Origin of the sequence: Sphingomonas parapaucimobilis NBRC 15100 (genome assembly GCF_000787715.1) — a bacterium.
Lineage (GTDB): Bacteria > Pseudomonadota > Alphaproteobacteria > Sphingomonadales > Sphingomonadaceae > Sphingomonas > Sphingomonas parapaucimobilis.
The window spans coordinates 72,488-96,843 of sequence record NZ_BBPI01000087.1; the positions used below are offsets into that span (position 1 = coordinate 72,488).

General features: G+C 66.9%; 31 protein-coding genes and 1 tRNA gene. 21 read left to right on the forward strand and 11 right to left on the reverse strand.

Annotation, left to right across the window (positions count from 1 at the left end):
- Nucleotides 1–3: 3 nt before the first annotated feature.
- From SP5_RS15675 to panC, 3 genes are all read right to left on the reverse strand, one after another.
- Nucleotides 4–258, reverse strand: a complete 255-nt coding sequence (locus SP5_RS15675; RefSeq protein ID WP_042490508.1) for a hypothetical protein — start codon at nucleotides 256–258, stop codon at nucleotides 4–6.
- Nucleotides 259–314: 56 nt separating this feature from the next.
- A complete protein-coding gene (locus SP5_RS15680; RefSeq protein WP_042490509.1) occupies nucleotides 315–620 on the reverse strand; it encodes a hypothetical protein in 306 nt (101 codons plus the stop codon).
- A 74-nt stretch (nucleotides 621–694) separates the two neighbouring features.
- The gene (panC, locus tag SP5_RS15685) at nucleotides 695–1,540 is read right to left on the reverse strand and encodes a pantoate--beta-alanine ligase (RefSeq protein WP_042490510.1); all 846 of its coding nucleotides are present in this window, start codon (nucleotides 1,538–1,540) and stop codon (nucleotides 695–697) included.
- 75 nt (nucleotides 1,541–1,615) lie between these two features.
- On the opposite strand from panC, the gene SP5_RS15690 reads away from it, so the two are divergent.
- Genes SP5_RS15690 through pgmG form a run of 3 tightly spaced genes read left to right on the forward strand, consistent with a single transcriptional unit; the run spans nucleotide 1,616 to nucleotide 4,096 of the window.
- Entirely contained in the window at nucleotides 1,616–2,452 is an 837-nt protein-coding gene (locus SP5_RS15690; RefSeq protein ID WP_042490511.1) for a division plane positioning ATPase MipZ, read from the forward strand.
- Complete coding sequence (locus SP5_RS15695; protein WP_042490512.1) at nucleotides 2,449–2,718, forward strand: J domain-containing protein; 270 nt, start codon at nucleotides 2,449–2,451, stop codon at nucleotides 2,716–2,718. Before SP5_RS15690 ends, SP5_RS15695 begins: the two co-directional genes overlap by 4 nt.
- Entirely contained in the window at nucleotides 2,711–4,096 is a 1,386-nt protein-coding gene (gene pgmG, locus SP5_RS15700) for a phosphoglucomutase/phosphomannomutase PgmG (protein ID WP_042490513.1), read from the forward strand. The genes SP5_RS15695 and pgmG overlap by 8 nt, the downstream gene beginning before the upstream one ends.
- Nucleotides 4,097–4,232: 136 nt before the next feature.
- On the opposite strand, the gene SP5_RS15705 is transcribed toward pgmG, so the two are convergent.
- Together SP5_RS15705 and SP5_RS15710 are read right to left on the reverse strand one after the other, a co-directional pair.
- A complete protein-coding gene (locus SP5_RS15705) occupies nucleotides 4,233–5,339 on the reverse strand; it encodes a M14 family metallopeptidase (protein WP_042490514.1) in 1,107 nt (368 codons plus the stop codon).
- Nucleotides 5,340–5,343: 4 nt separating this feature from the next.
- Nucleotides 5,344–5,961: a DUF4136 domain-containing protein gene (locus SP5_RS15710; protein WP_042490515.1), complete on the reverse strand. Its 618-nt coding sequence runs from the start codon at nucleotides 5,959–5,961 to the stop codon at nucleotides 5,344–5,346.
- Between the two features lie 186 nt (nucleotides 5,962–6,147).
- On the opposite strand from SP5_RS15710, the gene ykgO reads away from it, so the two are divergent.
- Together ykgO and SP5_RS15720 are read left to right on the forward strand one after the other, a co-directional pair.
- Complete coding sequence (gene ykgO, locus SP5_RS15715) at nucleotides 6,148–6,273, forward strand: type B 50S ribosomal protein L36 (RefSeq protein ID WP_003046794.1); 126 nt, start codon at nucleotides 6,148–6,150, stop codon at nucleotides 6,271–6,273.
- Between the two features lie 9 nt (nucleotides 6,274–6,282).
- Nucleotides 6,283–6,942 carry an HAD family hydrolase gene (locus SP5_RS15720; RefSeq protein ID WP_042490516.1) on the forward strand — a complete coding sequence of 220 codons (660 nt, stop codon included), beginning with the start codon at nucleotides 6,283–6,285 and terminating at the stop codon, nucleotides 6,940–6,942.
- A gap of 93 nt (nucleotides 6,943–7,035) precedes the next feature.
- Here the strand turns inward: SP5_RS15720 and SP5_RS15725 are convergent, their stop codons facing one another.
- On the reverse strand, nucleotides 7,036–7,638 hold the full coding sequence (locus SP5_RS15725; RefSeq protein WP_052811594.1) for a L,D-transpeptidase family protein: 603 nt from the start codon (nucleotides 7,636–7,638) through the stop codon (nucleotides 7,036–7,038).
- A 197-nt stretch (nucleotides 7,639–7,835) separates the two neighbouring features.
- Between SP5_RS15725 and SP5_RS15730 the strand changes: the two genes are divergently transcribed.
- The 12 genes from SP5_RS15730 (at nucleotide 7,836) to SP5_RS15780 (ending at nucleotide 16,967) form a co-directional block, all read left to right on the forward strand.
- The gene (locus SP5_RS15730) at nucleotides 7,836–8,549 is read left to right on the forward strand and encodes a murein L,D-transpeptidase catalytic domain family protein (protein ID WP_042490517.1); all 714 of its coding nucleotides are present in this window, start codon (nucleotides 7,836–7,838) and stop codon (nucleotides 8,547–8,549) included.
- A 183-nt stretch (nucleotides 8,550–8,732) separates the two neighbouring features.
- Entirely contained in the window at nucleotides 8,733–9,395 is a 663-nt protein-coding gene (gene hisG, locus SP5_RS15735; protein ID WP_042490518.1) for an ATP phosphoribosyltransferase, read from the forward strand.
- Complete coding sequence (gene hisD / locus SP5_RS15740) at nucleotides 9,392–10,687, forward strand: histidinol dehydrogenase (RefSeq protein ID WP_042490519.1); 1,296 nt, start codon at nucleotides 9,392–9,394, stop codon at nucleotides 10,685–10,687. The genes hisG and hisD overlap by 4 nt, the downstream gene beginning before the upstream one ends.
- Nucleotides 10,684–11,100 (forward strand): aminoglycoside 6'-N-acetyltransferase, encoded by a 417-nt coding sequence (gene aac(6') / locus SP5_RS15745; protein WP_042490520.1) that lies wholly within the window; start codon nucleotides 10,684–10,686, stop codon nucleotides 11,098–11,100. Before hisD ends, aac(6') begins: the two co-directional genes overlap by 4 nt.
- 176 nt (nucleotides 11,101–11,276) lie before the next feature.
- Entirely contained in the window at nucleotides 11,277–11,732 is a 456-nt protein-coding gene (nusB, locus tag SP5_RS15750; protein WP_042490521.1) for a transcription antitermination factor NusB, read from the forward strand.
- 16 nt (nucleotides 11,733–11,748) lie between these two features.
- Nucleotides 11,749–12,654, forward strand: coding sequence for a thiamine-phosphate kinase (gene thiL / locus SP5_RS15755; protein ID WP_042490522.1), 906 nt, complete (start codon nucleotides 11,749–11,751; stop codon nucleotides 12,652–12,654).
- A gap of 82 nt (nucleotides 12,655–12,736) precedes the next feature.
- On the forward strand, nucleotides 12,737–14,695 hold the full coding sequence (locus SP5_RS15760; protein ID WP_084220729.1) for an alpha/beta hydrolase family protein: 1,959 nt from the start codon (nucleotides 12,737–12,739) through the stop codon (nucleotides 14,693–14,695).
- Nucleotides 14,696–14,950: 255 nt separating this feature from the next.
- Entirely contained in the window at nucleotides 14,951–15,169 is a 219-nt protein-coding gene (gene infA, locus SP5_RS15765; RefSeq protein ID WP_007403889.1) for a translation initiation factor IF-1, read from the forward strand.
- Nucleotides 15,170–15,183: 14 nt separating this feature from the next.
- Nucleotides 15,184–15,753, forward strand: coding sequence for a Maf family protein (locus SP5_RS15770; protein WP_042490523.1), 570 nt, complete (start codon nucleotides 15,184–15,186; stop codon nucleotides 15,751–15,753).
- The gene (locus tag SP5_RS15775) at nucleotides 15,746–16,696 is read left to right on the forward strand and encodes an Rne/Rng family ribonuclease (RefSeq protein WP_042490525.1); all 951 of its coding nucleotides are present in this window, start codon (nucleotides 15,746–15,748) and stop codon (nucleotides 16,694–16,696) included. The genes SP5_RS15770 and SP5_RS15775 overlap by 8 nt, the downstream gene beginning before the upstream one ends.
- On the forward strand, nucleotides 16,693–16,860 hold the full coding sequence (locus tag SP5_RS18860) for a DNA gyrase inhibitor YacG (protein WP_076709552.1): 168 nt from the start codon (nucleotides 16,693–16,695) through the stop codon (nucleotides 16,858–16,860). The genes SP5_RS15775 and SP5_RS18860 overlap by 4 nt, the downstream gene beginning before the upstream one ends.
- Before the next feature lie 31 nt (nucleotides 16,861–16,891).
- A tRNA-Phe gene (locus tag SP5_RS15780) sits at nucleotides 16,892–16,967 on the forward strand.
- 236 nt (nucleotides 16,968–17,203) lie between these two features.
- Here SP5_RS15780 and SP5_RS15785 read toward each other — a convergent pair.
- The 4 genes from SP5_RS15785 to SP5_RS15800 are packed head-to-tail and all read right to left on the reverse strand — an operon-like array spanning nucleotide 17,204 to nucleotide 19,535.
- Nucleotides 17,204–18,103, reverse strand: a complete 900-nt coding sequence (locus tag SP5_RS15785) for a pirin family protein (protein WP_042490526.1) — start codon at nucleotides 18,101–18,103, stop codon at nucleotides 17,204–17,206.
- Nucleotides 18,096–18,557: an NUDIX hydrolase gene (locus SP5_RS15790; protein ID WP_042490527.1), complete on the reverse strand. Its 462-nt coding sequence runs from the start codon at nucleotides 18,555–18,557 to the stop codon at nucleotides 18,096–18,098. The genes SP5_RS15785 and SP5_RS15790 overlap by 8 nt, the downstream gene beginning before the upstream one ends.
- The gene (locus SP5_RS15795; protein WP_042490528.1) at nucleotides 18,554–19,246 is read right to left on the reverse strand and encodes a glutathione S-transferase; all 693 of its coding nucleotides are present in this window, start codon (nucleotides 19,244–19,246) and stop codon (nucleotides 18,554–18,556) included. The genes SP5_RS15790 and SP5_RS15795 overlap by 4 nt, the downstream gene beginning before the upstream one ends.
- Before the next feature lie 4 nt (nucleotides 19,247–19,250).
- Entirely contained in the window at nucleotides 19,251–19,535 is a 285-nt protein-coding gene (locus tag SP5_RS15800; RefSeq protein ID WP_042490529.1) for a BolA family protein, read from the reverse strand.
- 40 nt (nucleotides 19,536–19,575) lie between these two features.
- Between SP5_RS15800 and SP5_RS15805 the strand changes: the two genes are divergently transcribed.
- Nucleotides 19,576–20,205 carry a J domain-containing protein gene (locus tag SP5_RS15805; RefSeq protein ID WP_042490530.1) on the forward strand — a complete coding sequence of 210 codons (630 nt, stop codon included), beginning with the start codon at nucleotides 19,576–19,578 and terminating at the stop codon, nucleotides 20,203–20,205.
- A gap of 32 nt (nucleotides 20,206–20,237) precedes the next feature.
- Here SP5_RS15805 and SP5_RS15810 read toward each other — a convergent pair whose 3' ends face one another.
- Complete coding sequence (locus tag SP5_RS15810; protein WP_042490531.1) at nucleotides 20,238–21,005, reverse strand: VOC family protein; 768 nt, start codon at nucleotides 21,003–21,005, stop codon at nucleotides 20,238–20,240.
- A gap of 188 nt (nucleotides 21,006–21,193) precedes the next feature.
- Here SP5_RS15810 and cobS point away from each other — a divergent pair, with 188 nt between their 5' ends.
- The 3 genes from cobS to SP5_RS15825 are packed head-to-tail and all read left to right on the forward strand — an operon-like array spanning nucleotide 21,194 to nucleotide 24,267.
- Entirely contained in the window at nucleotides 21,194–22,198 is a 1,005-nt protein-coding gene (gene cobS / locus SP5_RS15815; RefSeq protein ID WP_042490532.1) for a cobaltochelatase subunit CobS, read from the forward strand.
- Nucleotides 22,199–22,201: 3 nt separating this feature from the next.
- A complete protein-coding gene (cobT, locus tag SP5_RS15820; protein WP_042490533.1) occupies nucleotides 22,202–24,025 on the forward strand; it encodes a cobaltochelatase subunit CobT in 1,824 nt (607 codons plus the stop codon).
- Nucleotides 24,022–24,267, forward strand: coding sequence for a ribbon-helix-helix domain-containing protein (locus SP5_RS15825; protein ID WP_042490535.1), 246 nt, complete (start codon nucleotides 24,022–24,024; stop codon nucleotides 24,265–24,267). The genes cobT and SP5_RS15825 overlap by 4 nt, the downstream gene beginning before the upstream one ends.
- Nucleotides 24,268–24,356 lie beyond the last annotated feature (89 nt).

The following is a 24,356-nucleotide window of genomic DNA, read 5'->3' on the forward strand; positions in this document are numbered from 1 at the left end:
TGCTCAAGATCTGCTCCGCTCCGCCAAAGGCAAGAGCTTGTCGAAACCACGACGCGCAAGCAGTCCAAAGCCCAATCCGACGATCCCGGCCAGCGATCGGCCATGGGAATCATCGGCCACCATCCCGTGCGGCAAATTGGCATAGCGTTCGAGCATGATCGTCACGGACAGGCCGACGGCTATGGCTACCCCCAAGTGAACGACAAGACGCCAAAAGCTGATCGTCACCGTGCCGTCATTCACACCCTTTTGCTTCACGCTTCGACACCGTCCATCGTCACGACCACAAATGGTCGTGCCATCTTAACGTGACGTCAGGCCGCGCGCATCTGCGGCATGTTGCCGTGGAGGAAAGCGCGGGCCTGACGCTGCGCTTCGGCGATCTCGCGTGCGGTCATGTCGCTGGCCACTTCGGCCCGCGCGATCTGTGCGGGCAGGAAGCCCGCGACCGCCGCCAGGTTAAACCACTTATGCGCCTCGACCAGGTTCAGGCGCCTGCCCGCGGACCCGGTCGAATAGGCGACCCCCAGGTCGTACATCGTCGCACCATCGTCGGTCGCCACCTGGTCGGCGAACCGGCTTTCCATCAGGAATTGTGCGGATTTGCTGCTATTGGCCATATCCTGCCCCTCTGTTCGGACGCCTCTGCGTCCGACTCTGGGTCTATGGCCATAACGGTCACAAATTGGTTAACTCATGACGGGTCGGTGACAGCGATATTATCGATCAGTCTGGTCGATCCCATGCGTGCGGCGGCCACCAGACGGCGCGGGCGTTCGACGGTGCAATCGAGTGAAAGTGTTACCGCGTCGACCAGCTCGACATAATCGACCTCGAACCCGGCGGCGGTCAGGGTCGCGCGGGCATCGGCCAAAACGGTCGCTGTTTCCTCGCCCCGCCCGATCGCGCGCGCCGCAACGCCCAGCGCGCGCGGCAGCGCGACCGCCTTGGCCCGCTGTTCCTCGTCGAGATAGATGTTGCGCGACGACAGGGCCAGGCCGTCATCGTCGCGCTGCGTGGGCACGCCGACCACGTCGATGGGGAAGTCGAGATCGGCGACCATGCGGCGGATCACCGCCAGCTGCTGGAAATCCTTCTCGCCGAAATAGGCGGCATCGGGGCCGACCTGGTTGAACAGCTTGGCGACGACGGTGGCGACGCCGTCGAAATGGCCGGGGCGCGATGCCCCCTCCAGCCCCTCGCTGACGCCATCGACGCGGATCGAGGTCGCATGCCCATCCGGATACATCACCTCGACGCCCGGCATCCACAGCAGGTCGCAGCCCGCCTCGGTCAGCATCCGGATGTCGGATTGCTCGCGCCGGGGATAACGGCCCAGATCCTCGCCCGCGCCGAACTGCTTCGGGTTGACGAAGATCGACGCCACGACCTTGGTGCCCGGCCGCTTCGCCGCTTCGACAAGTGCGATATGCCCGGCATGGAGCGCGCCCATGGTCGGCACCAGCGCCACGCGCGCACCCTCGGCACGCAAAGCGGCGAGCGCCTCGACCAAGGCTTCGCGATCCCGAATGACTTGCACTGATTTTACCCCTCGTTCCCCACGCCGAGGGCTTCTATGTAGGGTGGCAACGGGGATCAATAAGGAAGCGACGAGTTGCCGGAACGGCTATCTTCAACGCACGTCATCGTCTTTGCCAATGAAAAAGGTGGCACGGGCAAATCGACGACGGCGGTTCATGTGGCGATCGCGCTGGCCGCCAAGGGCGCACGCGTGGCGTGCCTCGATCTGGATCATCGCCAGCGGACGGTGGGCCGCTATCTCGACAACCGGGCCGACACGATCAAGCGCACCGGGCACAAGCTGCCCATGCCGGTCCATGCGACTCATACCAGCCAGACCGAGGAGGGATTCGAGGAGCTGTGGTTCGGCCTGTCGCAGGATGCCGACTTCCTGATCGTCGACACGCCGGGCCGCGACGATCATTTCGCGCGGACGGCGGCGGCCTTGTCCAACACGCTGGTCACGCCGATGAACGACAGCTTTGTCGACTTCGACCTGATCGGACAGGTGGACCCGGAGACGTTCCAGGTGACGCGCCCCAGCTTCTATTCGGAACTGATCTGGGACGCGCGCAAGCAGCGGGCGCGGGCCGACGGCACCACCATCGACTGGGTCGTGTTGCGCAACCGGCTTCAGCATATCGAGGCGCGCAACATGCGCCGGGTGTCGGATGCCTTGGGCGATCTGTCGCGCCGGGTTGGCTTCCGCGTCATTCCGGGCCTTGGCGAGCGCGTCATCTATCGCGAAATGTTCCCCAACGGCCTGACCATGATCGACGCCAAGGAGTTCGGCGCGATGGGGCTGGGCCATGTCGCCGCGCGGCAGGAACTGCGCGAGATGATGGCCGCGCTGCAACTGCCCGAAGGGGGTGCGGACGCGGGAGCCGAAACGGTCGCGGCGGGCGCGAACGAGACAGACGCCGCCGCATGAAATGGCTGATCGCGCTGGCGGTCATCTGGCTGGTGTGGCGCTATATGCCACGCCCGGCCAGGCCGAAACCCGCGCCCCGGCTGCCACGGGACGAGGCGGACGCGCTGGCGATCCTCGACCTGCCGCCGGGCGCGGACGTCGAGGCGATTCGCCAGGCGCATCGCCGCCTGATCGGGCAGGTCCATCCCGATCGCGGCGGCTCGGCCGACCTGACGCGGCGGGTGAACGCCGCGCGCGACCTGTTGCTGGCGCGCCGTGATGCCTGATCCGGGGGCCGAGCGGGCGGCGGCGATCCACCCCAGCGCCTGCCGCGAATATGACGTGCGCGGCACGGTGCCCGAGACACTGGACGAAGGCGCGGCCTATGCCGTCGGGCGCGGCTTTGCGACGCGCGTGCGGCGCGCGGGCGGCACCCGCGTCGTGGTCGGGCGCGACGGGCGGCTCAGCTCGCCGATGCTGGAGGCCGCGCTGGTCGAGGGGCTGACCGACAGCGGCGTCGACGTCGTGCGCATCGGCCTCGGCCCCACGCCGATGGTCTATTTCGCGGAGGCGACCCTAGGGGTGGACGGCGCCGTACAGGTAACGGGCAGCCACAACCCCCGCGACGACAACGGCTTCAAGATGGTGCTGCGCCATCGCCCCTTTTTCGGCGAGGATGTCCAGGATCTGGCGCGCATGGCGGCGGCGCGCGACTGGACCGAGGGCGCGGGGACCGTCGAACAGGTCGACGTCCTCGACGCCTATGTCGACAGGCTGCTGGCCGGTTATGCGGGCGGCGAATACCGGATCGGCTGGGACTGTGGTTCGGGCGCGTCCGGCCCCGTCATCGAAAAGCTGGTCCAGCGCCTGCCGGGTGAGCATCATACGCTGTTCACCGATGTGGATGGTCATTTCCCGCATCATCACCCCGATCCGACGGTCGAGGCCAATCTAGACGCGCTGAAGCGACTGGTGGCGGACAGACGCCTCGATTTCGGATTCGCTTTCGATGGCGACGGCGACCGGATCGGTGCGGTCGACGGACAGGGCCGGGTGATCTGGGGCGACCAGATATTGATGCTGCTGGCGGGGCCTGCGCTGGCCGAGCATCCGGGCGCACCGATCGTGGCGGACGTGAAGGCCAGCCAGGCGCTGTTCGACCATGTCGAAGGCCTGGGCGGACGGCCGGTGATGTGGAAGACCGGGCACAGCCTGATGAAGACCAAGATGGCCGAGACGGGGGCACCGCTGGGCGGCGAGATGTCGGGCCATCTGTTCTTCGCGGGCGAATGGTATGGCTTCGACGATGCCCATTATGCCGCGATTCGCCTGATCCGCAGCGTGCATCTGGCGGGCCGCTCGATGACCGAGCTGCGCGGCGCGATGCCCGCGATGATCGATATTCCCGAAACGCGGATCACGGTGGCGGAGGCAGACAAGTTCGCCATCGTTGCCCGCGTGGCGGCGGCGCTGGCCCGCGACGGGGCGGAGGTGAACGACACCGATGGCGTCCGGGTGCGGACGGCGGATGGCTGGTGGTTGCTGCGCGCGTCAAACACCCAGGCCGCGCTGACCGTGCGCGCCGAAGCCTGGGATAGCGCCGGACTGGAGCGGGTATTGGCGGAACTGGACCGTTATCTGGCGGCCGAAGGAGTGCGGCGGTAGCGCCGGGCGTGGCCTTCGACTTCGCTCAGGCTGAACGGCGCGAGGGAATAGCGGCCAAATATCCCAACCCCCGTTCAGCCTGAGCGAAGTATAGGGCCAAGGGAAGCCCCCCACCAAGGGCCTCCCCGCCAACCGATCAAATTTCCCCGATCATCTCCGACAGCACTTCCAGGCACGACACGCCCAGCTTCGCCGAACGCGCGCCAGACCAGCCATGGACGCGGTCCGGATTCGGCGCATGATCCTTGAACGGCATCTCCAACGTCACCGACACCGCACCGAACCGCTCGGCGAGCTGGTTGGTCGACATGGAGAGATTGGCGTTGCCCGCGCTCGACTTCTCATAGCCCATCTGGGTCTGGAAATCGGGCGTGTGCGCGGCGAGGCGGCGGCCGAATGCGTAGAATTTGGCGCCGTGTTCCTCGGTCCAGCTGGGAATGCCCTCGAACCCGGCGATGAAGTTCGCCGGAATCGCCTCGTCGCCATGCGCGTCGATCGCGAAGTCGACGCCGGTCTGGTCCATGCGATTGCGCACACACAGCACTTCCGGGCTGCGCTCGGGCGTCGGCTCATGCCATTCGCGGTTGAGGTTCACCCCCGCCGCATTGGTGCGCAGGTGTCCGCGCCGCGTGCCATCGGGGTTCATATTGGGCACGACATGGACCGTCGCCGCCGCCAGCAGCGGCTCGGCCGCCGGGCTGGTCAGCCAGTCGAGCGCGCCCTCCATCCACCATTCGGCCATCGATTCGCCCGGATGCTGGCGGGCATAGAGCCACACCTGCTTGGGGCCGGAGCCAAGGCGCAGATAGTCGATCGGCTGGCCATCCAGCGTCCGGCCGATCTCTTCGTGATGGACACCCTTTGCGGCGATTCGTGCGATCAGGTCGCTGTGCCGCTCCATCGTGTACGGCTCGAAATAGGCGAACCAGGCGAGGTCCGACTCGCCCGTCCACTGCCATTCCAGCACGCCGTCGGCATAGGTGGTCGGCGTCATCCGCCAATCCTGCCGGTCGGTCGAGGCGCGGACGTGATAATTGGTCCAGCCATCGGGAAAGGCCGAATCCGCGCCGTTCAGGATGCGGAAGGTCAGCGTCCGCCCCTTCGCCCCGCCGACCCGGAAATAGAACCATTGGTAGAAGTCGGAATCCTTGTCCTTGACGATTTCCAGGTCGACCCGGTCGCCCTCGATCGCCACGACGCGGATATTGCCGCCGTCGAACGACGCGTTGATGGTCAGCGTCATCGCCTTACTTCACCTCGATCGTGCGGCCTGATTCGCCGGGGAATTTGGTGAACAGCGCATCGGCGAGCTTGGCGGCCTGCGCCTGCGCGTCGAGCTTGGCCAGCGCCTGGACCGGCGCGATGTTTCGCGCGCTGCCTTCCCAGATGGGCGACTGGTCGACGCGACGCTTGATCTGGACCGACAATTCGGTACCGATGATCTCCTGCGGCTGGCTCTTGCCGATCGGGAAGCTCAGCCCCCCGCCCAGCCCCACGCCGCCGCCACGACCGCCGGAGAAGCTGCCGCCCCCCAGACCGATCGAGAAGGGCGAGGGACGCGGCGGACCCAGCCGGTTGGCGCGGGTGAAGTTCACGGTCGCGATGAAGTCGGGCTGCGTATCCCCCTGCGCCAGCGAATAGCCGTTGCGCAGCAGCGCGGTCTCGACCGCGGCGGCATAGGTCTTGAACTCGATGCTGGCCGGGCCGGTGGCCGACAGCGGCTCGACGCGGATGGTCCCGCGCGCGATCGGCTGACCCAGGTGATAGCGGATCACCTCGGTCGGGGGCAGACGCCCGCCCGTGGTGGAACAGGCGGCCAGCGTTCCGGCGGCGGCCGCGAGGATCAGGAGCGAGCGGGCTTTCATGCGTTGAAGACCTTGAGAGATGTTACGGATGGGCAACGCATGACATATGGGGGATGATCCGGCGGCGGAAGAGGGCGCGGCGATCATGACCCATCCGTCATGCCGGAACCTTGACTTAAGTGCCGGTTGCCACTAGGCGGCGACGCTTTCCAGATCACCCTCCAGTTCAAAAGAAGCGAATCGATCATGAAGATCCGCAATTCCCTGAAGTCGCTCAAGGATCGTCACCGGGACAACCGCGTGATCCGCCGTCGCGGCCGCACCTATGTCATCAACAAGACCAACCGTCGTTTCAAGGCGCGCCAGGGCTAATCAGCCCTGATGCCGATCGAATCGAACGTGACGGGCGAACAGTCCGTGACGCGCGCCGATCGGCCGACCTCCGTCATCTTCGACGTCGGTCGTGTGCTTTACGACTGGGATCCCCGGATCCTGTATCGGCGCCTGATCGCAGACGATCGGGCGCTCGATGCATTTGTGCGCGATGTCGTCACCACCGAGTGGCATTTCCAGCATGATGCGGGCCGCGACTTCGCCGACACCTCGGCGGAGCTGATCGCGCTGTACCCGCAACACCGGGAATTGATCGCCGCCTGGGGTCCGCGCTTCGGCGAGAGCATCGGCGATCCCATTGCCGGGATGCACGAACTCGTCGCCGAACTGGACGCGGGCGGCGTGCCCTTGTTCGCGATCCCGAACTTCAGCCACGAATTCTGGCCGCCCTTCCGCGCGCGCGAATCGGCGCTGTTCGACCGTTTCCGCGACATCGTGGTGTCGGGCGACGAAAAGCTCGTGAAGCCCGATCCCGCCATCTACCGCCTCGCGCTCGCCCGATTCGGGCTGGAGCCGGGGCAGGCGGTGTTCATCGACGACAATCGTGCGAATATCGATGCGGCCGCGGCGCTGGGCATTTATGCGCTGCACTTCACCGACGAAGCGACGGTGCGGCCGCAGCTTCGGGCGTTGGGATTGGTGGCCTAGGTCTTCGCGTAGCCTTCGACTTCGCTCAGGCTGAACGGAACTTGATACGAAACCCCGTTCACGCTGAGCGAAGTCGAAGCGCACGGGAATCCGTTACCGCTCCAGCGACGCCAGCTGCGCCTGATTCGCCTGGCTCGCCTCGGTCTCCAACAGCATCGGATCGAAATGATCCCCGACCATCTGGTCGGTGACGATCACATTCGTCCCCACCGAGGTTATCGAAAACAGCTTCTTGGCGAAGGCCGCAGGAAGCCGGATGCAACCATGCGAATCCGGGAAACCCGGATTGTTGCCCGCATGAAGCGCGACGCCGTCCCAAGTCAGCCGCTGCATGAACGGCATGGGGGCCGAATTATACAGGTTGCTGCGATGCATCTCACGCTTCTGCAGGATCGGGAAGACGCCGACGGGGGTGTCCTTGCCGTCCTTGCCGGTCGACACCGACGCCGCCGCAACCATCATGTCGCCGCGATAAACATAGGCGCGCTGCATCGGCAGGCTGATGACCACCGTCACCGGCAGCGCGATCGGATCGGCCTGTGCCATCGAGGGGTCGGCCCAGACGAATCGGTTGGGGGCAAGAGCGGCAGCAGCCTGGGCCACGGTCGCAGTGGCCGGGCCTTCCTCGGCTAGTACCGGCACAGCCAGACCCAGCGTCGTAGCGCCCAGCAAGGCGGCAAAAGCGAAAGCCTTCATATCCCTTTTCCTTGGCGAGTTCACAAAATCTTAAACCCGTCAAGCGACAATTTGTGCCAAGCGAAATTTTTTGCGCTGCGGCGGAACTTTCGCTGAATCGATGGAACCAAGCGATCAACCGATGGGCCGATGGGCAGAAAAATGGCCTGACCTTTGCTACATAGGGTTTGCGGGAATTCTGGGGTTGAAGGACCAAAATGCACGATAATCTGGACGCGGCGCCGGGTCGGCGCGCGCTGTTGAAGAACGCGCTGGTGCTGGCCGGGGCACTGGCGGTTCCGGGGGCTGTGAGCGCTCGGGAAAGGCTGACCTCGGGCGATCTGCGCCCGATGCGCCAGCCGCCGATCCCGAGCCGTCCGACCGTTCCGGCGGTGCCGCAGGCGATCCTGGCCTCGTCGCGGGTCGTCCGCCCGGCGCTGCTGCGTCAGGCGATGGCGTCGCTGCAGAAGCATGGTTCGCAGGTTCGCCAGCGTGACCGGATGGCGATCGTCGATTTCGCGGTCGGCTCGTCCGAACCGCGCCTCCATCTGGTCGATCTGATCAGCGGCAAGAGCCAATCGCTGCTCGTCTCGCACGGCAGCGGATCGGACCCGTCGCACAGCGGCTATGTCCAGCGCTTTTCCAACGCGTTCAATTCGAACGCCAGCAGCGAGGGTGCCTTCCTGACCGACAATTATTATGTCGGCAAGCATGGCCGGTCGCAGCGTCTGGTCGGGCTGGACCCCACCAACGACAATGCGCTGGGCCGCGCGATCGTGATCCACTCGGCCTGGTATGCCAATCGCGACATGATCCGCAGCCACGGGATGCTGGGGCGCAGCCAGGGTTGCTTCGCGGTCGGCGAGAACGAACTGGACCGCGTGTTCGCCAATCTCGGCCCCGGCCGGATGATCTACGCCGCGAAGGTGTAAATCCCCATTCCTCCCCGGCACGGGGAGGTGGCAGGCCGCAGGCCTGACGGAGGGGGATTGCCACAGAAGACATATCTTGCGGCGATCCCCCCCTCCACCACCGCTTCGCGGTGGTCCCCCTCCCCGATGCGGGGAGGATAAGAATTGCGATCCCCCACCGGGGTGGTTAAGCCCCCGATCCTCATGGTCCAGCCGCTCATCATCGCCGTCCCCAAGGGACGCATCCTGGCCGAGGCGCTGCCGCTGCTGGCCGCCGCCGGCATCCGGCCCGAAGCCGCCTTCACCGACAAGGACAGCCGCGCACTGCGCTTCGCCACCGATGTCCCCGGCATCGAGCTGATCCGCGTCCGCGCCTTCGACGTCGCCACCTTCGTCGCGCATGGCGCGGCGCAGCTGGGGATCGTCGGCTCCGACGTGCTGTCCGAATTCGGCTATTCCGAGCTGTACGCGCCCGTCGACCTAAAGATCGGCCATTGCCGCATCTCGGTCGCCGAGCCTGCCGCGATGGCGGAGAGCGACGATCCGCGTGGGTGGAGCCATGTCCGTGTCGCGACCAAATATCCACACATCACCAGCCGCCATTTCGCCGCAAGGGGCGTGCAGGCCGAGTGCGTCAAGCTGAACGGCGCAATGGAGCTGGCCCCGACGCTGGGCTTGGCGCCGCGCATCGTCGATCTGGTGTCGTCGGGCCGCACGCTCAAGGAAAACGGACTGGTCGAGGTCGAGGTGATCGAGGAGGTCACCTCGCGCCTGGTCGTCAATCGTGCCGCGATGAAGACGCGGGCGCAAGTCGTGCCGCTGGTCGAGGCGTTCCGCCGCGCCGTGGCCGAGAAGGAAGCCGCATGATCCGTCTCGATACACAAGAACCGGGCTTCGCCGCCGCCTTCGACGAGCTGGTCGACGCCCGGCGCGAGAGCGATGCCGATGTCGCGCGCGACGTGCAGGTGATCCTGCGCGCGGTGCGCGACGATGGCGAGGCGGCGGTGGCGGCCTTCACCAGGCAGTTCGACGGGCATGATCTGGCCGAGACCGGCTGGCGAATCGAACCGGCGGACTGCCGAGCGGCCTATGAGGCGCTGGAGCCCGAACTGCGCGCGGCGCTCGATCTCGCCGCCGCACGCATCCGCGCCTATCACGAAAAGCAGAAGCCGACCGACACCGATTATGTCGATGCGCAAGGCGTCCGGCTGGGCGCGCGCTGGACGGCGGTGGATGCGGCGGGAATCTACGTCCCCGGCGGTCGCGCGGCCTATCCCTCCTCGCTGTTGATGAACGCGATCCCCGCCAAGGTGGCGGGGGTCGAGCGGCTGGTCATGGTCACCCCGACGCCCAAGGGTGAGATCAACCATCTAGTCCTCGCCGCCGCGCATCTGGCGGGGGTGGACGAGGTATGGCGGGTCGGCGGCGCACAGGCCGTGGGCGCGCTGGCTTACGGCGCAGGGAGAATCCAGCGGGTCGATGTCGTCACCGGCCCCGGCAATGCCTGGGTCGCGGAGGCCAAGCGCCAGGTCTACGGCATGGTCGGCATCGACATGGTGGCAGGCCCCTCCGAGATCGTCGTCGTCGCGGACGGCCGGAACGACCCTGACTGGATCGCCGCCGACCTGCTGAGCCAGGCCGAGCACGACACGGTCACCCAGTCGATCCTGTTCACCGACGATGCCGACTTCGCCACGCGAGTCGCCGAGGCCGTCGACCGCCAGATTCCCGAACTGGCCACCGCCAGCGTCGCGCGTACCGCCTGGGATGCGAACGGCGCGATCATCGTGGTCGACTCGCTCGAGGCCGCCATGCCGCTGGTCGACCGGCTCGCGCCCGAGCATCTGGAACTCGCGGTCGACGATCCGCAGGCGCTGTTCGACCGGCTGCGTCATGCCGGATCGGTGTTCCTGGGCCGCCACACGCCAGAAGCGATCGGCGATTATGTCGCGGGGCCGAATCACGTCCTGCCGACCGGCCGCCGCGCGCGTTTCGCCAGCGGGCTGTCGGTGCTGGACTTCATGAAGCGGACGAGCTTCCTGGGCCTGACCGAAACGGCGCTGAACGAACTCGGCCCCGCCACGGTGGCGCTGGCCCATGCCGAAGGGCTTCCGGCGCATGCCAAGTCGGTGGCGCTGCGGCTGCGGCTCAACCGATGATCGTCACGCCCGCCGCGCCGGAGCATCGGGAGCGATGGCTGGCGCTGCGGGCAACCCTCTGGGGGGATGAGGCGGGCAATTCAACGGATTTGCCCGAGGGCGGCGGGAATTTCGTCGCGCTCGCAGATGGCCGGGTGATCGGCTTTGCCGAGGCGGCGGTCCGGCATGATTATGTGAATGGCTGCGACACGTCGCCGGTGCTGTTTCTGGAGGGCTTGTTCGTCGATCCCGACCATCGGCGGCGGGGTGTGGCCGGGGCGCTGGTCGCGGCGGTGGCGGACTGGGGTCGGGCGCAGGGATGTTCGGAGTTCGCCTCCGATGCCGAGCTGGAAAATGTCGACAGCCATGCGATGCACCGGGCACTGGGATTCGTCGAGACCGAGCGTGTGGTGTATTTTCGTTGGGAATTGTGACGTCTGGCATCCCTTGGCCTTCGACTTCGCTCAGGCTGAACGGGTTTTGGTATCCCGCCCAGTTTCCCAACCGCCGTTCAGCCTGAGCGAAGTCGAAGGCCACTCCCCACCCCTCTGTCCCGAAACCCGTCCCAAAATACGTGACGGATTGACGACAGCCCGGTAAAGGCCCGCCAATGACTCGTCCTCCCGCCCGTACCCAGGCGCGCGCCGCCGCGCGCCTTGCCGCCGTTCAGGCGCTTTATCAGCATGACATGGAACAGACCCCGCTGGCGGCGCTGCTCCACGAATTCCACAATCACCGCATCGGCGCGACCATCGAGGATGTCGAATATGCCGATGCCGATATCGATTTCTTCGACGATGTCGTGAAGGGCGTGCAGGCGCGCCTGGGCGAGATCGATGTGATGATCGAGGGCAAGCTGGCCAAGGGCTGGACGCTGAACCGGCTCGACAAGCCGATGAAGGCGATCCTGCGCGCCGGGACCTATGAGCTGATCGCGCGCCATGACGTGCCGGTCGGCGCGGTCATCAGCGAATATGTCGATGTCGCCCACGCTTTCTACGAAAAGCGCGAATCGGGCTTCGTCAACGGCCTGCTCGACGCGATCGCCAAGGTCGCGCGGGCCTGATCCCGCACCCGCCCCGATGACCGAGGCGGAGTTCATCGCCGCGTTGCGCCGGATGCCGCTGCATCCCGGTGCGCGCGGACTGGTCGACGACAGCGCGGTGCTGACCGCCGCGCCGCTGGTCGTCACCACCGACACGCTGGTCGAAGGCGTGCATTTCCTGCCCCACGACCCGCCCGCCGATGTCGCGTGGAAGCTGGTCGCGACCAACCTGTCCGACCTGGCCGCCAAGGGCGCGGTGGTCGAGGGGGTGCTGCTCAACTATCCGCTGGGTGATTCCGCCTGGGACCGCGCCTTTCTGGATGGCCTGGGCAGCGTGCTGACGCACTTTCATGCCCCGCTGATCGGCGGCGACACCGTAACGTTGCGGGGGCCGCGCAGCCTGACGCTGACCGCCTTCGGCCGCGATGCCGCCGCCCCTGCCCGTGACGGCGCAAAGGCGGGGGACGGCTTGTGGGTCACCGGCACGATCGGCGATGCCGGTCTGGGCCTGGCGATCGCGCAAGGAGGGCATGGGCCGATCGCGCTGCGCGACGCCTATCGCCGCCCCTGCCCTCGCCTGACCGAGGGCCGCGCACTCAGCCCCGTCGTCCATGCGATGATGGACGTGTCGGACGGTCTGCTGCTCGACGCGGGCCGAATGGCGCGGGCGAGCGGGCTGGCGGTGACGATCGCGCTCGATACGGTCCCGCTGTCGGAAGAGGCGCGGGCGTTCGGGGGCACCGACCGGGCGGCGCGACTGGCCGCTGCGACCGCCGGGGACGATTACGAACTGCTCTTTGCCCTGCCCGCCGGGATCACGCCGCCGGTCGCCGCCACGCGCGTCGGCAGCTTTGCGGCCGGTGACGGCCTGACCCTGACCGATGCGGGCGAATCGATCCCGCTGCCGCCCCGCTGGGGCTATGAGCACCGCGCGGCCAACTGACCCCCCTTTCCTCCTGCCGCCGCGCTGTTAATCTGTATCAGTCCGGCCCCTGGGGAGTGGTGCCGACATGGGGGGATCAGGAATGCGTGGGGTAGGCAGGCTGGGCGCGTCGGTGACGGCGCTCGCGTTGATGACGCTGACGGGCATGACGCAGAATGCGGGCCAGACACCATCCGCTTCGCCACCCGCCGCGACGGTCCCCCTGCCGGTCGAGGCCTTTGCCGCGCTGCCCGAGTTCGAGGGGCCGGCCCTGTCGCCCGACGGCACCCGCATCGCGGGCAAGCGGGCGCTGAACGGCAAGCAATATCTGATGGTCGCCCCGCTGATCAAAGGTCAGGGCAAGACCGCGCTGGCCGCGCTCAGCGACAAGGTCGACGTCAACTGGTGGCGCTGGGTCAATGACGAATGGCTGGTCGTCGGGCTGGGCAGCCAGGACATGATCCAGGGCGAGGAATATTATGTCACCCGTCTGATCGGCGTCCGCGCCGACATGACGAAGATGGTCAAGATCGACTGGGACAATTCGGGCTTCCGCGCCGACGAGGTGTTGTGGACCGCGCATGACGGCACGCCGCGCCTGCTGTTCGCCAAATCGACCGGCATCTATTCCATGTCCGAGGTCTACCCCTCCGTCTATGAAGCGGATGTATCGACCGGGCGGGTCAAGCGGATCGCGAACGGGCAGACCGATGTGTGGGACTGGTATGCCGACGGCCAGGGCCAGTTGCGCATGGGCGTGCGCTATAGCGACGACACCCGTCAGAAGAGCATCCTCTATCGCCAGTCCAACGCCGAGCCCTTCCGCACCATCGCCCGCGCCAATGGCCGCAAGGACGAATCGGTGCTGGTGCCCAGCGTCTTCCGCGCCGACGGCACCGCGCTGGCGATCGATGACAGCGACGGATATGACGCGCTGTACGAAGTTTCGTTGCCCGACCTGAAGCTGGGCCGCAAGCTCAGCAGCGTCACCGGCTATGATATCGACGGCATCATCAAGACCCCGGCGGGCGACGATATCTCGGCGATCCGCTACACCGACCAATATTATCACGACGCCTGGACCGACCCGCGGATCAAGGAATTGCAGGCAGCGCTCGACAAGTCGGTGGCACCGCGCCGGGCCGAGATCGTGTCCTGGAACACCGCTCGCACCCGCTTCCTGGTGACGGTCAGCAGCCCGTCCTCGGCGGGGGCGCTCTATTATTGGGATACCGATTACGGCAACATGCAGTTCCTGTCCTGGGCCAACCCCCAGTTGAAGGGACAGAAGCTGTCGCCGGTGCGCACCGTGCGCTACGCCGCGCGCGACGGCACCATGATCGAGGCGATCCTGACCATGCCGCGCGGACGCGGGACCAGGAACCTGCCGCTGATCGTCATGCCGCATGGCGGCCCCTTCGCCCGCGATGCCGAAAGCTGGGACTGGTGGAGCCAGTATCTGGCCGAACTAGGCTATGCGGTGATCCAGCCCAATTATCGCGGTTCCTCGGGCTATGGCACCGCCTTCGCCAAAAAGGGGCAGGGCGAATGGGGCCTGAAGATGCAGGACGATCTGGACGACGCGGTTGCCTGGCTGGCCAAGGAAGGGATCGCCGATCCCAAGCGCGCCTGCATGGTGGGGGCCTCCTATGGCGGTTATGCCGCGATGCGCGCGGCCCAGCGCAACAGCGCGCTCTATCGCTGCGCGGTGTCCTATGCGGGCGTGTCCGACCTTCAGGCGATGAAGCGCTACGACTCGCGATTCCTGTTCGGCAAGACACGCTCCGACTGGCTGCAGAAACAGGCCCCCGACTATCACGCCGTCTCACCCCGCTTCGGCGCGGCCGACATGGCGATCCCGCTGCTGATCGTACACGGCAAGGAGGACAAGCGCGTGCCGGTCAACCAGTCGCGGATGATGGTCTCCGCGCTGAAGGCGGCAGGCAAGCCGGTGAACTATATCGAGCAGCCGCTGGCCGACCACCACTTCACCCGCGCCGAGGACCGGCTGGAATTCCTGAAGGCGATGGCCGCATTCCTGGCGAAACATAACCCGGCGTAAAGATCCTCCCCGGCACGGGGAGGGGGACCAGCCGCAGGCTGGTGGAGGGGGGCTTCCACAAAGCGAGTCCATTGCGGATAGCCCCCTCCACCACCGCTTCGCGGCGGCCCCCCCTCCCCGTGCCGGGGAGGATTGCAAAACCGTATCCCGACCCCATATCCGTAACCGATTCGGCGTGCCTTTCCTTTTCGGCCCATTGCGGCTATGGCGGCGCCTCTTCGACAGACCCTATAACACGACGAACCGAGGTATTTTTTGGCCAAGGAAGAACTGCTCGAGATGCGCGGCCGCGTGGTGGAACTCCTCCCCAACGCGATGTTCCGCGTCCAGCTCGAGAATGATCACGAGATCCTGGGGCATACGGCGGGCAAGATGCGCAAGAACCGCATCCGCGTGCTGGTCGGCGACGAAGTGCTCGTCGAGCTGACGCCGTACGACCTGACCAAGGGCCGGATCACCTACCGCTTCAAGTGAGCGACCGGCCTCCCATGCCGCTCGTCCTTGCATCCTCCTCCCCGCGCCGCCGCGATCTGCTGGCGCGGCTGGGAGTCGTGCTCGACCGAGTCGCCTCGCCCGATATCGACGAAGCGCCCCGCCCCGCCGAACCGCCCCGCGTCTACGCGCTGCGGCTGGCGGTGGAAAAGGCGAAGGCGGTGGAGCGTGCCGACGGTGAGATCGTCGTCGCGGGCGACACCACCATCGCGCTGGGCCGTCGCATCCTGCCCCCCGCCGAGACCGAGGACGTCCAGCGCAAGCTGCTGCGCCTGATGTCCGGGCGGCGGCACCATGCGCTGTCCGCCGTGTGCGTGATCGACGCCACCGGCAAGGCGCGCACCCGGCTGGCCGACACCATCGTCGCCTTCAAGCCGCTGTCCGACGACGAGATCGACGCGTACATCGCGTGCGGCGAAGGGCTGGGCAAGGCGGGCGGTTACGCGATCCAGGGCCGTGCCGAAGCCTTTGTCCGTTTCCTGCAAGGCTCGCATTCCGGCGTCATCGGCCTGCCCCTGTTCGAAACCCGCGCCCTGTTGAAGGCCGCCGGGCTGCCGCTTGTCTGAATGGCTCTATGAGGCCGGGATCGGCGAGGCCCGGGCCGCGCTGGTCGAGGATGGTCGCATCGTCCAGGCCGCGATCGAGCTTGCGGCCACGCTGACCGTCGGCACCGTGGCCGAGGGGCGGCTGGTCGAGTTGCTCCCCGGCCGACAGGGGCGGGTGACGTTGGCGCAAGGCGGTGACGTGCTGCTGTCGCCGGTGCCCAAGGGGATGACGCAAGGATCGGCGCTGACCGTCATCGTCACGCGCGAAGCCATCCCCGAACGCGGCCGCGCCAAGCTGCCCAAGGCGCAACTCGCCCCCGAAGACGCGCGCCCCGCCCCCGGCCCCGATCTGCGCGCGCGAATCGCCGCGACCGGCTCGGCCGTTCGCCAACTGCTGCCGCATCAGCCCGACGATCTGGAAGCGGCGGGCTGGTCCGAACTGCTCGACGAGGCGGTGACGGGCGAGATCGGATTCGGCGCGGGCGTGCTGCGCATGACGCCGACCCCGGCGATGACCCTGTTCGACGTGGACGGATCGCCGCCGCTCGAGGCTTTGTCGATCGCCGCCGCCCGCGCGGTGGCGGACAGCATCCTGCGCCACGGTATCGGCGGGTCGATCGGCATCGACTTTCCCACGCTGGAAGGCAAGGGGCCGCGTCAGGCGGTGGCCGAGGCGCTGGACGCCGCGCTGCCACTCCCCTTCGAGCGGACGGCGGTCAACGGCTTCGGCTTTCTCCAGATCGTCCGCCCGCGCCCCCGCGCCTCGATCCCCGAGCGGCTGGGCATCGACCCCGTGGGCGCCCGCGCCCGCGCGCTGCTGCGCCAATGGGAGCGCGAGCTGCCCGGGCCTGCGCCGACCTATCGGGTCTCCGGCGCTGTCCATGACCGCCTGATGGCCCATCCGGCCTGGCGCGAGGCGCTGGAGCGCCGCACCGGCCGCCCCCTGTTACTGGAACGCTCATGACCACCTGCCCGATCTGCGACAAGCCGACCGCCGCCGAACACGCGCCCTTCTGCTCGCGCGGGTGCAAGGATCGCGACCTTCTGCAATGGCTGGGCGAAGGTTATCGCATCCCGGTCAAAGAAAATGACGAAGAGGGGCTGGACAGCGGCGAAAGCCACCCGTAAAGGCACGCCTCCAATCGCAATCGCGGTGTGGGCCCAAGTAGCTCAGTTGGTAGAGCATGCGACTGAAAATCGCAGTGTCGGTGGTTCGATCCCGCCCTTGGGCACCATTTTTCCTACATTGATGGTGTTTTAACGGTTCGCTGTTTGGCGGACTGTTTTTGCGCGACTGGCGTTGTCCCGTGGCCTTCGACTTCGCTCAGGCGGAACGGGACGTCGGATCAGACCCCTGCTTACTCCCCTCCCGCAGGCGGGAGGGGCCGGGGGAGGGCAAGGTGCCTCGCAGAGCATGGCTTGTGGCCTTGCCCCTCCCCAGCCCCTCCCCCTGACGGGAGAGGGGCTTAAATCACGGATAACTCACCGTCTTCGGGATTTCCGGTATTTCGATCCGCTCGGCATCGTCCCCCGGCACCGTCGGAAACTCGCGCGCACGCCAGGCCCGCTTGGCCTCCTCGATCCGCTCGCGGCGGGAGGACACGAAATTCCACCATACATGCCTGGGCGTGGTGAACGCATCGCCGCCGCACAGCATCACCCGGCCGCCCGCTTCGGACCGCAGCGTCGTCGCGATTCCCGGCTTCAGGATATAGAGGCGCTGCGGCTCCAGCGTCATCCCCTCCAGGCTCGCCTCGCCCAGCGCGCAATACACTGCGCGTTCCTCGGCCGCCGCATCGATAGGGATGCTCCCGCCCGGCTCCAGCGCGATGTCGGCATAGATGGTGCCCGCATAGGTCGTGGTCGGCGCGCGCTGTCCCCACAATTCGCCCATGATGATCCGCGCGGTCGCACCCTGCCCTTCGATTTCGGGCAGCGCCTCGGCCGGAACATGCTCGAAGGACGGGTCGATTTCCTCCTGCGCTTCGGGAAGCGCGAGCCAGGTCTGGATGCCCGACAGCACCGGGCCTTGCGGCCGCGTCTCGCCCGGCGAGCGTTCGGAATGGACGATGCCATGCCCTGCCGTCATCAAATTCACCGCACCCGGTTCGATCACCAGGTCGCTGCCCAGCGAATCGCGGTGGCCGATCGCGCCGTCGAACAGATAGGTTACGGTCGCCAGGTTGATATGCGGATGCGGCCTCACGTCGATGCCGGAGCCGGGTTGCAGCTGCGCTGGCCCCATCTGGTCGAAGAAGATGAAGGGGCCGACCATCGTCCGCTCCTTGTTGGGTAGCGTCCGGTGAACCTTGAACCCGCCCAGATCGTGGCTGGAGGGTTGCAGGGTGCGCAGCAGGAAATCGTCAAACATGGCTTTGCTCCGTGGGAGTCGGCTCCGTGGCGTCGAGCAGCGCGATCAGGTCGGCCGGGAAATAGGGTTCGGGGTGCATGGCCAGTTCTTCGCGGGAAAACCAGCGCCAGCTCTGCATGACCCGCTGTTCCAGCGCGGTGTGCCCTGCGCCGTTCACGTCATGCGCGTCGATGTCGACGCGGAAATAGCGTTCGTCGGCCTCGACCTCGACACCCTCGATGGTGCGGAACTCGACCTGCCGCCGCGCGACCTGCGGCCCGCAGTCGTGGTCGAGCCCGGTTTCCTCCCGCAACTCGCGGCGCGCGGCGTCCTCATAGCTCTCGCCGGGATCGACCGCACCGCCCGGCGTACACCAGAAGGGCGGGCGGTCATCGGGGGTGAAGCGGAACATCAGCGTCCGGCCCGCCGCATCGACCAGCAGGATGCGCGCGGCGGGACGGGGTATGCGGATCATTCGGCGTCAAGCTCCGGATAATGGCGGAAGATTCCGTCCTCATTGAACGCCTGCCGCCGGTCGCTGTCCAGATAGGCGGCGATGCCGGGCAAGGTCTCTGCACGGTCGTGCAGGGCGATGAGCGCGGGATAGTCACCCTCGACCGCCGCCATGCGCCTGGGAAACATGTAGCGCAGACCTGCGATCAGCTGGAACAGCGAGGTGTCGACCGGCGACCAGCGCCCGCCCGCCATCCACTCGCGGTCGCCCAGCGCATCCTCGAAATAACCGAGGAATTTGGGAAGCCGCTCCGCGCGGAACTGGGCGGCGGCGCGGGCGGCTTCGGGCTTCTGTTCGTGATAATAGGCGCCGGTGGCGACCGGGTGATGGACGTTGTGCGCCTCGGCCACCATGTCGCTGATCGTCAGTTGCAGCTGGTTCAGCCAGACGCGGTCGCCTGCCGGTGCCAGATCGTGCCGCTCGGTCAGCCAGTGGAGGATGTTCGCGACCTGCGCGATCATCTGCCCCCCTGCCCGCAAATATGGCGGGGCGAAGGGCAGGCGGCCACCTTTCCGCATATCGGCGAGCAAGGCCTCGGCCCCCTCCTCCACGCCCCGGTCGCGATAGGCCAGACCTGCGGCCTCCAGCGCCAGCCGGACGAACTCGCCGCGCCCCGGCAGGCCGGGCCAGTACCACAGGTCATAGGGCATGGAATTATTCTCCGGGCGTCTTCGCACTGATCGCCAGCGCGTGGATGCGTTCCGACAACAGATCGGCGAGCGCGTGGTTCACCATGCGCTGGCGGGCGACGCGCGACTGGCCGGAGAAAGCGGGCGATTCGACGATGACGCGGAAATGGCTCTCGCCGGTGCCGTCATCGCCCAGATGGCCGCGATGCATCGCGCTTTCGTTGATGACCTCCAGATGCGTGGGGGCCAGCGCCCGGGTCAGGCGGTCGGTGATCTGATCGGCGATGGATGCGGTGGTGATATCGGTCATGGCCCCTATATAGACGGTTTTTCGGGACAAGCGGATAGCCGTGGCGCGTTGGTCGAGCAGCGAAACACCCAAGGACAAACCCCCAAGGGAGAAAACGGGCGCGCGTTTTCACGGCCGGGTCGAGAACACCGGCCGCGGCTGCGATCATGCCGGTTGCGAGGAAGCGGGCGAGTTCCGCGCACCGCCGCCTGAGGGCACGCGAAGCGGCGACGGGCCGGGCCAGTTCCGCTGGTTCTGCCTGGAGCATGTCCGCGCCTTCAACAGCCGCTATAATTTCTTCGACGGCATGAGCGCGGACGAGATCCACCGCGCCCAGCGCCCCTATGCGGGCTGGGAACGCGAGACGCGCGCCTTCGCGCAAGGCGGCACCGATCCGGGGCCGCGCTGGGCCGATTTCTCCGATCCCTTGGACGCCATCGCCGCCCGCTATCGCCGGGAGGCTGCGCCCGAGCGGTCGGACGGCAAGCCGCTGTCGGGGCAGGATCGCGAAAGCCTGAAGGTGCTGGGGCTGGAGGCGAATGCCGATCGGAGTGCGCTGCGGCGGCGCTATAGCGAGTTGGTGCGGCGCTATCATCCCGACCGCAACGGCGGGGATCGCAGCCACGAATCGCGACTGCAGAAGGTGATCGCGGCGTATCAGCAGCTGCGCCAGGCGCCGGCCTTCGCCTGAATGCTTATTCCTCCCCTTGCAGGGGAACAATTTTACTTGCGCGGTCCGACCAGTCCGAATCGCGCGCCCTGCGGGTCGAGCACCGACATCGAATAGTCGCCGCCTGGTATCTCGACCGGCCCATATTCGATCGTCCCGCCCAGCTCGGTGACCCGCGCCGCCGCCGCGTCGATATCCTCGACCGCGAAATAGAATCGCCACCCCGGCGTACCGCCCGGCGGGCAGCCCATCAGCGCGCCCAGCATCACCGGGCCATCGGCCAGGAAGCGATATTCTCCCAGCTCGCCCATCGGCATCCCGCCCTGATGGCTCCAGCCGAAATGCCGTCCGAAAAAGGCCAGTGCCCGGTCGGGATCGCTGGCGATCCGCTCGTTCCAGACGACATGACCGATCGCAGGGCCGGTGCCATGCTCGACGAAGGCGCGCGACGGCTGGTCGCCGTTCTCGGCCGCCATCAGATAGAAGGGCGCGCCCAGCGGATCGGTGACCAGCGCCATGCGCCCCACCCCCTCCATCGTCCAGGCCGGCATCAGCACCTGTCCGCCATCCTCGACGATGGCCCCCAGCGATTCGTCGACATCGACCACCGGCAGATATCCGAACCAGACCGGCCCGCCCGGCGAACCTTCGGGACGCTGCATCAGACCCCCGATCGCCTCGCCTTCGGGCGTTGCGAAGATGCGATAGTCGATCCCGTCGATCCCGCTGTCGCCGACCTGCCAGCCGATGACATGGGTGTAGAAATCCTGCGCCGCCACGATGTCGTCGGCCAGCAATTCGTACCAGATGAAATTCGCCATGACCGCGCCCGCCCTTTTACCTGACAGATCAAATGCTTGCCCCGCCCCGCGACTCGCATGCCGGGGGCCTGAGGATGACCGCCAAACCATCGTCCCGCAATCGCCGGAAGACCCGTTTCGTGCGATCACCGCCATTGAGTAGGGAGCCGCGCTTGGCCTAAGGCGTTGAGCGACGAGACGAGGGCCTGATGACCGATATCCCGAATATGCTTCCCGACAGCCGCGATACGACGATCCTCGACGCACCCGACAAGATGGTGTCGGTGCGCGACCTGTTCGGCATCGACACCGATATGGAGGTTCCGGCCTTCTCGGTATCCGACGAGCGCGTCCCCGATCTCGATCCCGCCTATGTGTTCGATCCCGACACCACGCTGGCGATCCTGGCGGGCTTTGCGCACAATCGCCGCGTGATGGTGCAGGGCTATCACGGCACCGGCAAGTCGAGCCATATCGAACAGGTCGCCGCGCGGCTGAACTGGCCGTGCATCCGCATCAACCTGGACGCGCATATCAGCCGCATCGACCTGATCGGCCGCGACGCCATCGTCCTGAAGGACGGGCAGCAGGTGACGGAATTTCGCGAGGGCCTGCTCCCCTGGGCGCTCCAGACCCCGACCGCGCTCGTGTTCGACGAATATGATGCGGGCCGCCCCGACGTGATGTTCGTGATCCAGCGCGTGCTGGAAACCGAGGGCAAGCTGACCCTGCTCGACCAGAACCGGGTCATCCGCCCCAACAAGTGGTTCCGCCTGTTCGCCACCGCCAACACGGTGGGCCTGGGCGATACCAGCGGGCTGTATCATGGTACGCAGCAGATCAACCAGGGCCAGATGGACCGCTGGAACATCGTGGTCACGCTCAACTATCTGCCCGCCGCGACCGAGGCGCAGATCGTGCTCGCCAAGTCGGGCGAATATGACAAGCCCGACGGCAAGCAGCTGGTCGAGAACATGGTCCGCGTCGCCGACATGACCCGCAAGGGCTTCATCAACGGCGACATCTCGACCGTCATGAGCCCGCGCACGGTCATCACCTGGGCGCAGAACACGCTGATCTTCGGCGATCCGGGCTTTGCCTTCCGGCTGTCGTTCCTCAACAAGTGCGACGAGAACGAGCGCGCACTGGTGGCGGAATATTATCAGCGCGTCTTCGGCAAGGACCTGCCCGAAAGCGTCGTCGGCCGGGCCTGATCCTTGGCGAACGACACCCCTCTCGACCGGTTCAAGGCGGTCCTTGGCGGCACGGCGCGGACCATCGCGCAGGAGCCGGAGGTCGAACTCGCCTTCACCGCCGATGCGCCGACATCCTCGGGCAAGCATATCCGCGTGCCGATGCCGGGTCGCGCGCTGCCGCCCGAACAGGTGGCCGAGGCGCGCGGCTTTGCCGATGCCTTTGCGCTGCGGCTGAAGCTGCACGACACGGCGCTCCACGCGAAGGCCGCCCCGGTCGAGGCAGTGGCGCGGGCCGTGTACGATGCGGTGGAAACCGCGCGGATCGAGGCGCTGGGCGCGCGCGGCTATGCCGGGATCGGCGACAATCTGGCCCATGCGCTGGACGTACGGTTGCGCTCCGACCCGCTGACGCGGGCGCGCAACCGCGACGAGGTGCCCTTGTCGACCGCGCTGGGCCTCCTCCTGCGTGAGCGGATGACGGGACGGCCTTCGCCAGCCGAGACCGCACCCGCTTTGGCGCTGGTCCGCGACTGGCTGGAGGGGGCGACGAACCTCGACGCGCTGGCGGGCGCGATGGACGACCAGAAGGCGTTCCAGTCGCTGACCGCCAGGATGCTTGCCGATCTCGAACTCGCCGAGCCACCCGCCGAGCCCGATCAGGCCGATGAAGGCGGCGACGATCAGGAAGGCGAGGACGAACAGCAGCAGGACGAGAGCGAAGAGGATAACGACGAGCAGGGCCAGGGCGAAGGTGAGGTCGAGGCCCGCGCGGAGAAGCGCGATTCCGACAGCGAGGATGGCGAGTCGCAGGAGCAGAGCCAGGACTCGCTCGACGATCTCGACGGCGAACCCGGCGAGGATGGCGACGAAGGCAGCCAGCCGACGCGCCCCAACCGACCGCTTAACGATCTGGCGTCGCAGTTCGACTATAAGCCCTGGACCACCCAATATGACGAGGTGATCGCGGCGGGCGAGCTGTGCGACGCAGACGAACTGGCGCGGCTTCGCGGCTATCTCGACCAGCAGCTGGCGCATCTGCAATCGGCGGTGTCGAAGCTCGCCAACCGGCTGCAACGCCGTTTGATGGCGCAGCAGTCGCGGTCGTGGGACTTCGACCAGGAAGAGGGCATTCTCGACGCCGCACGCCTTGCCCGCGTGGTGGTCAATCCCGGCCAGTCGCTGTCCTACAAGATCGAGCGCGACACCGATTTCCGCGACACCGTCGTCACGCTGCTGATCGACAATTCGGGCTCGATGCGCGGGCGGCCGATCGGCATCGCGGCCATCTCCGCCGACATCCTCGCGCGCACGCTGGAGCGGTGCGGGGTGAAGACCGAGATCCTCGGCTTCACCACCCGTGCGTGGAAGGGCGGGCAGAGCCGCGAGACGTGGCTGGCCGCCGGACGTCCGCCGCAGCCGGGGCGGCTGAACGACATTCGCCACATCGTCTACAAGCAGGCGGACGAGCCGTGGCGACGCGCGCGCAACAATCTCGGCCTGATGATGCGCGAGGGGCTGCTCAAGGAAAATATCGACGGCGAAGCGCTGATGTGGGCACACAGCCGGTTGATCGCGCGGCCCGAGGAGCGGCGCATCCTGATGGTCATCTCCGACGGTGCGCCGGTCGACGATTCCACCCTGTCGGTCAATTCGGGCAGCTATCTGGAACGGCATCTGCGCCAGGTGATCGGCTGGATCGAGAGCAAGAGCCCGGTCGAGCTGATCGCGATCGGCATCGGCCATGACGTGACGCGTTACTATGCCCGCGCAGTGACGATCATGGACGCCGAGCAGCTGGGCGGCACGATCATCGAGCAATTGGCCAGCCTGTTCGACACCGAATGAGCCGGATCGCCGCCCCGGCGGAGGGTTTTGTCGGCCCGGTGAAGCGGTCGATCACCATCGCGGGCCACGCGACCTCGATCAGCCTGGAGCCGGTGTTCTGGGCGGCGCTGGAGGATGCGGCGGTGGCGCACGCCCTGCCGCTGTCGGCGCTGGTGGCGGAGATCGACGCGCTGCGCATCGTCGCGGACGACCCGCCCAATCTGGCGAGCGCGATCCGGTCGTGGCTGTTCCTGCGACGGTGATTTGGTTCGCGCAGAGGCGCGGAGGGCGCAGAGGCGGGAGTGGCCGAGGGGCGTCCATTTTCTTGAGCCTTTCTTCTCCGCGCCCTCGC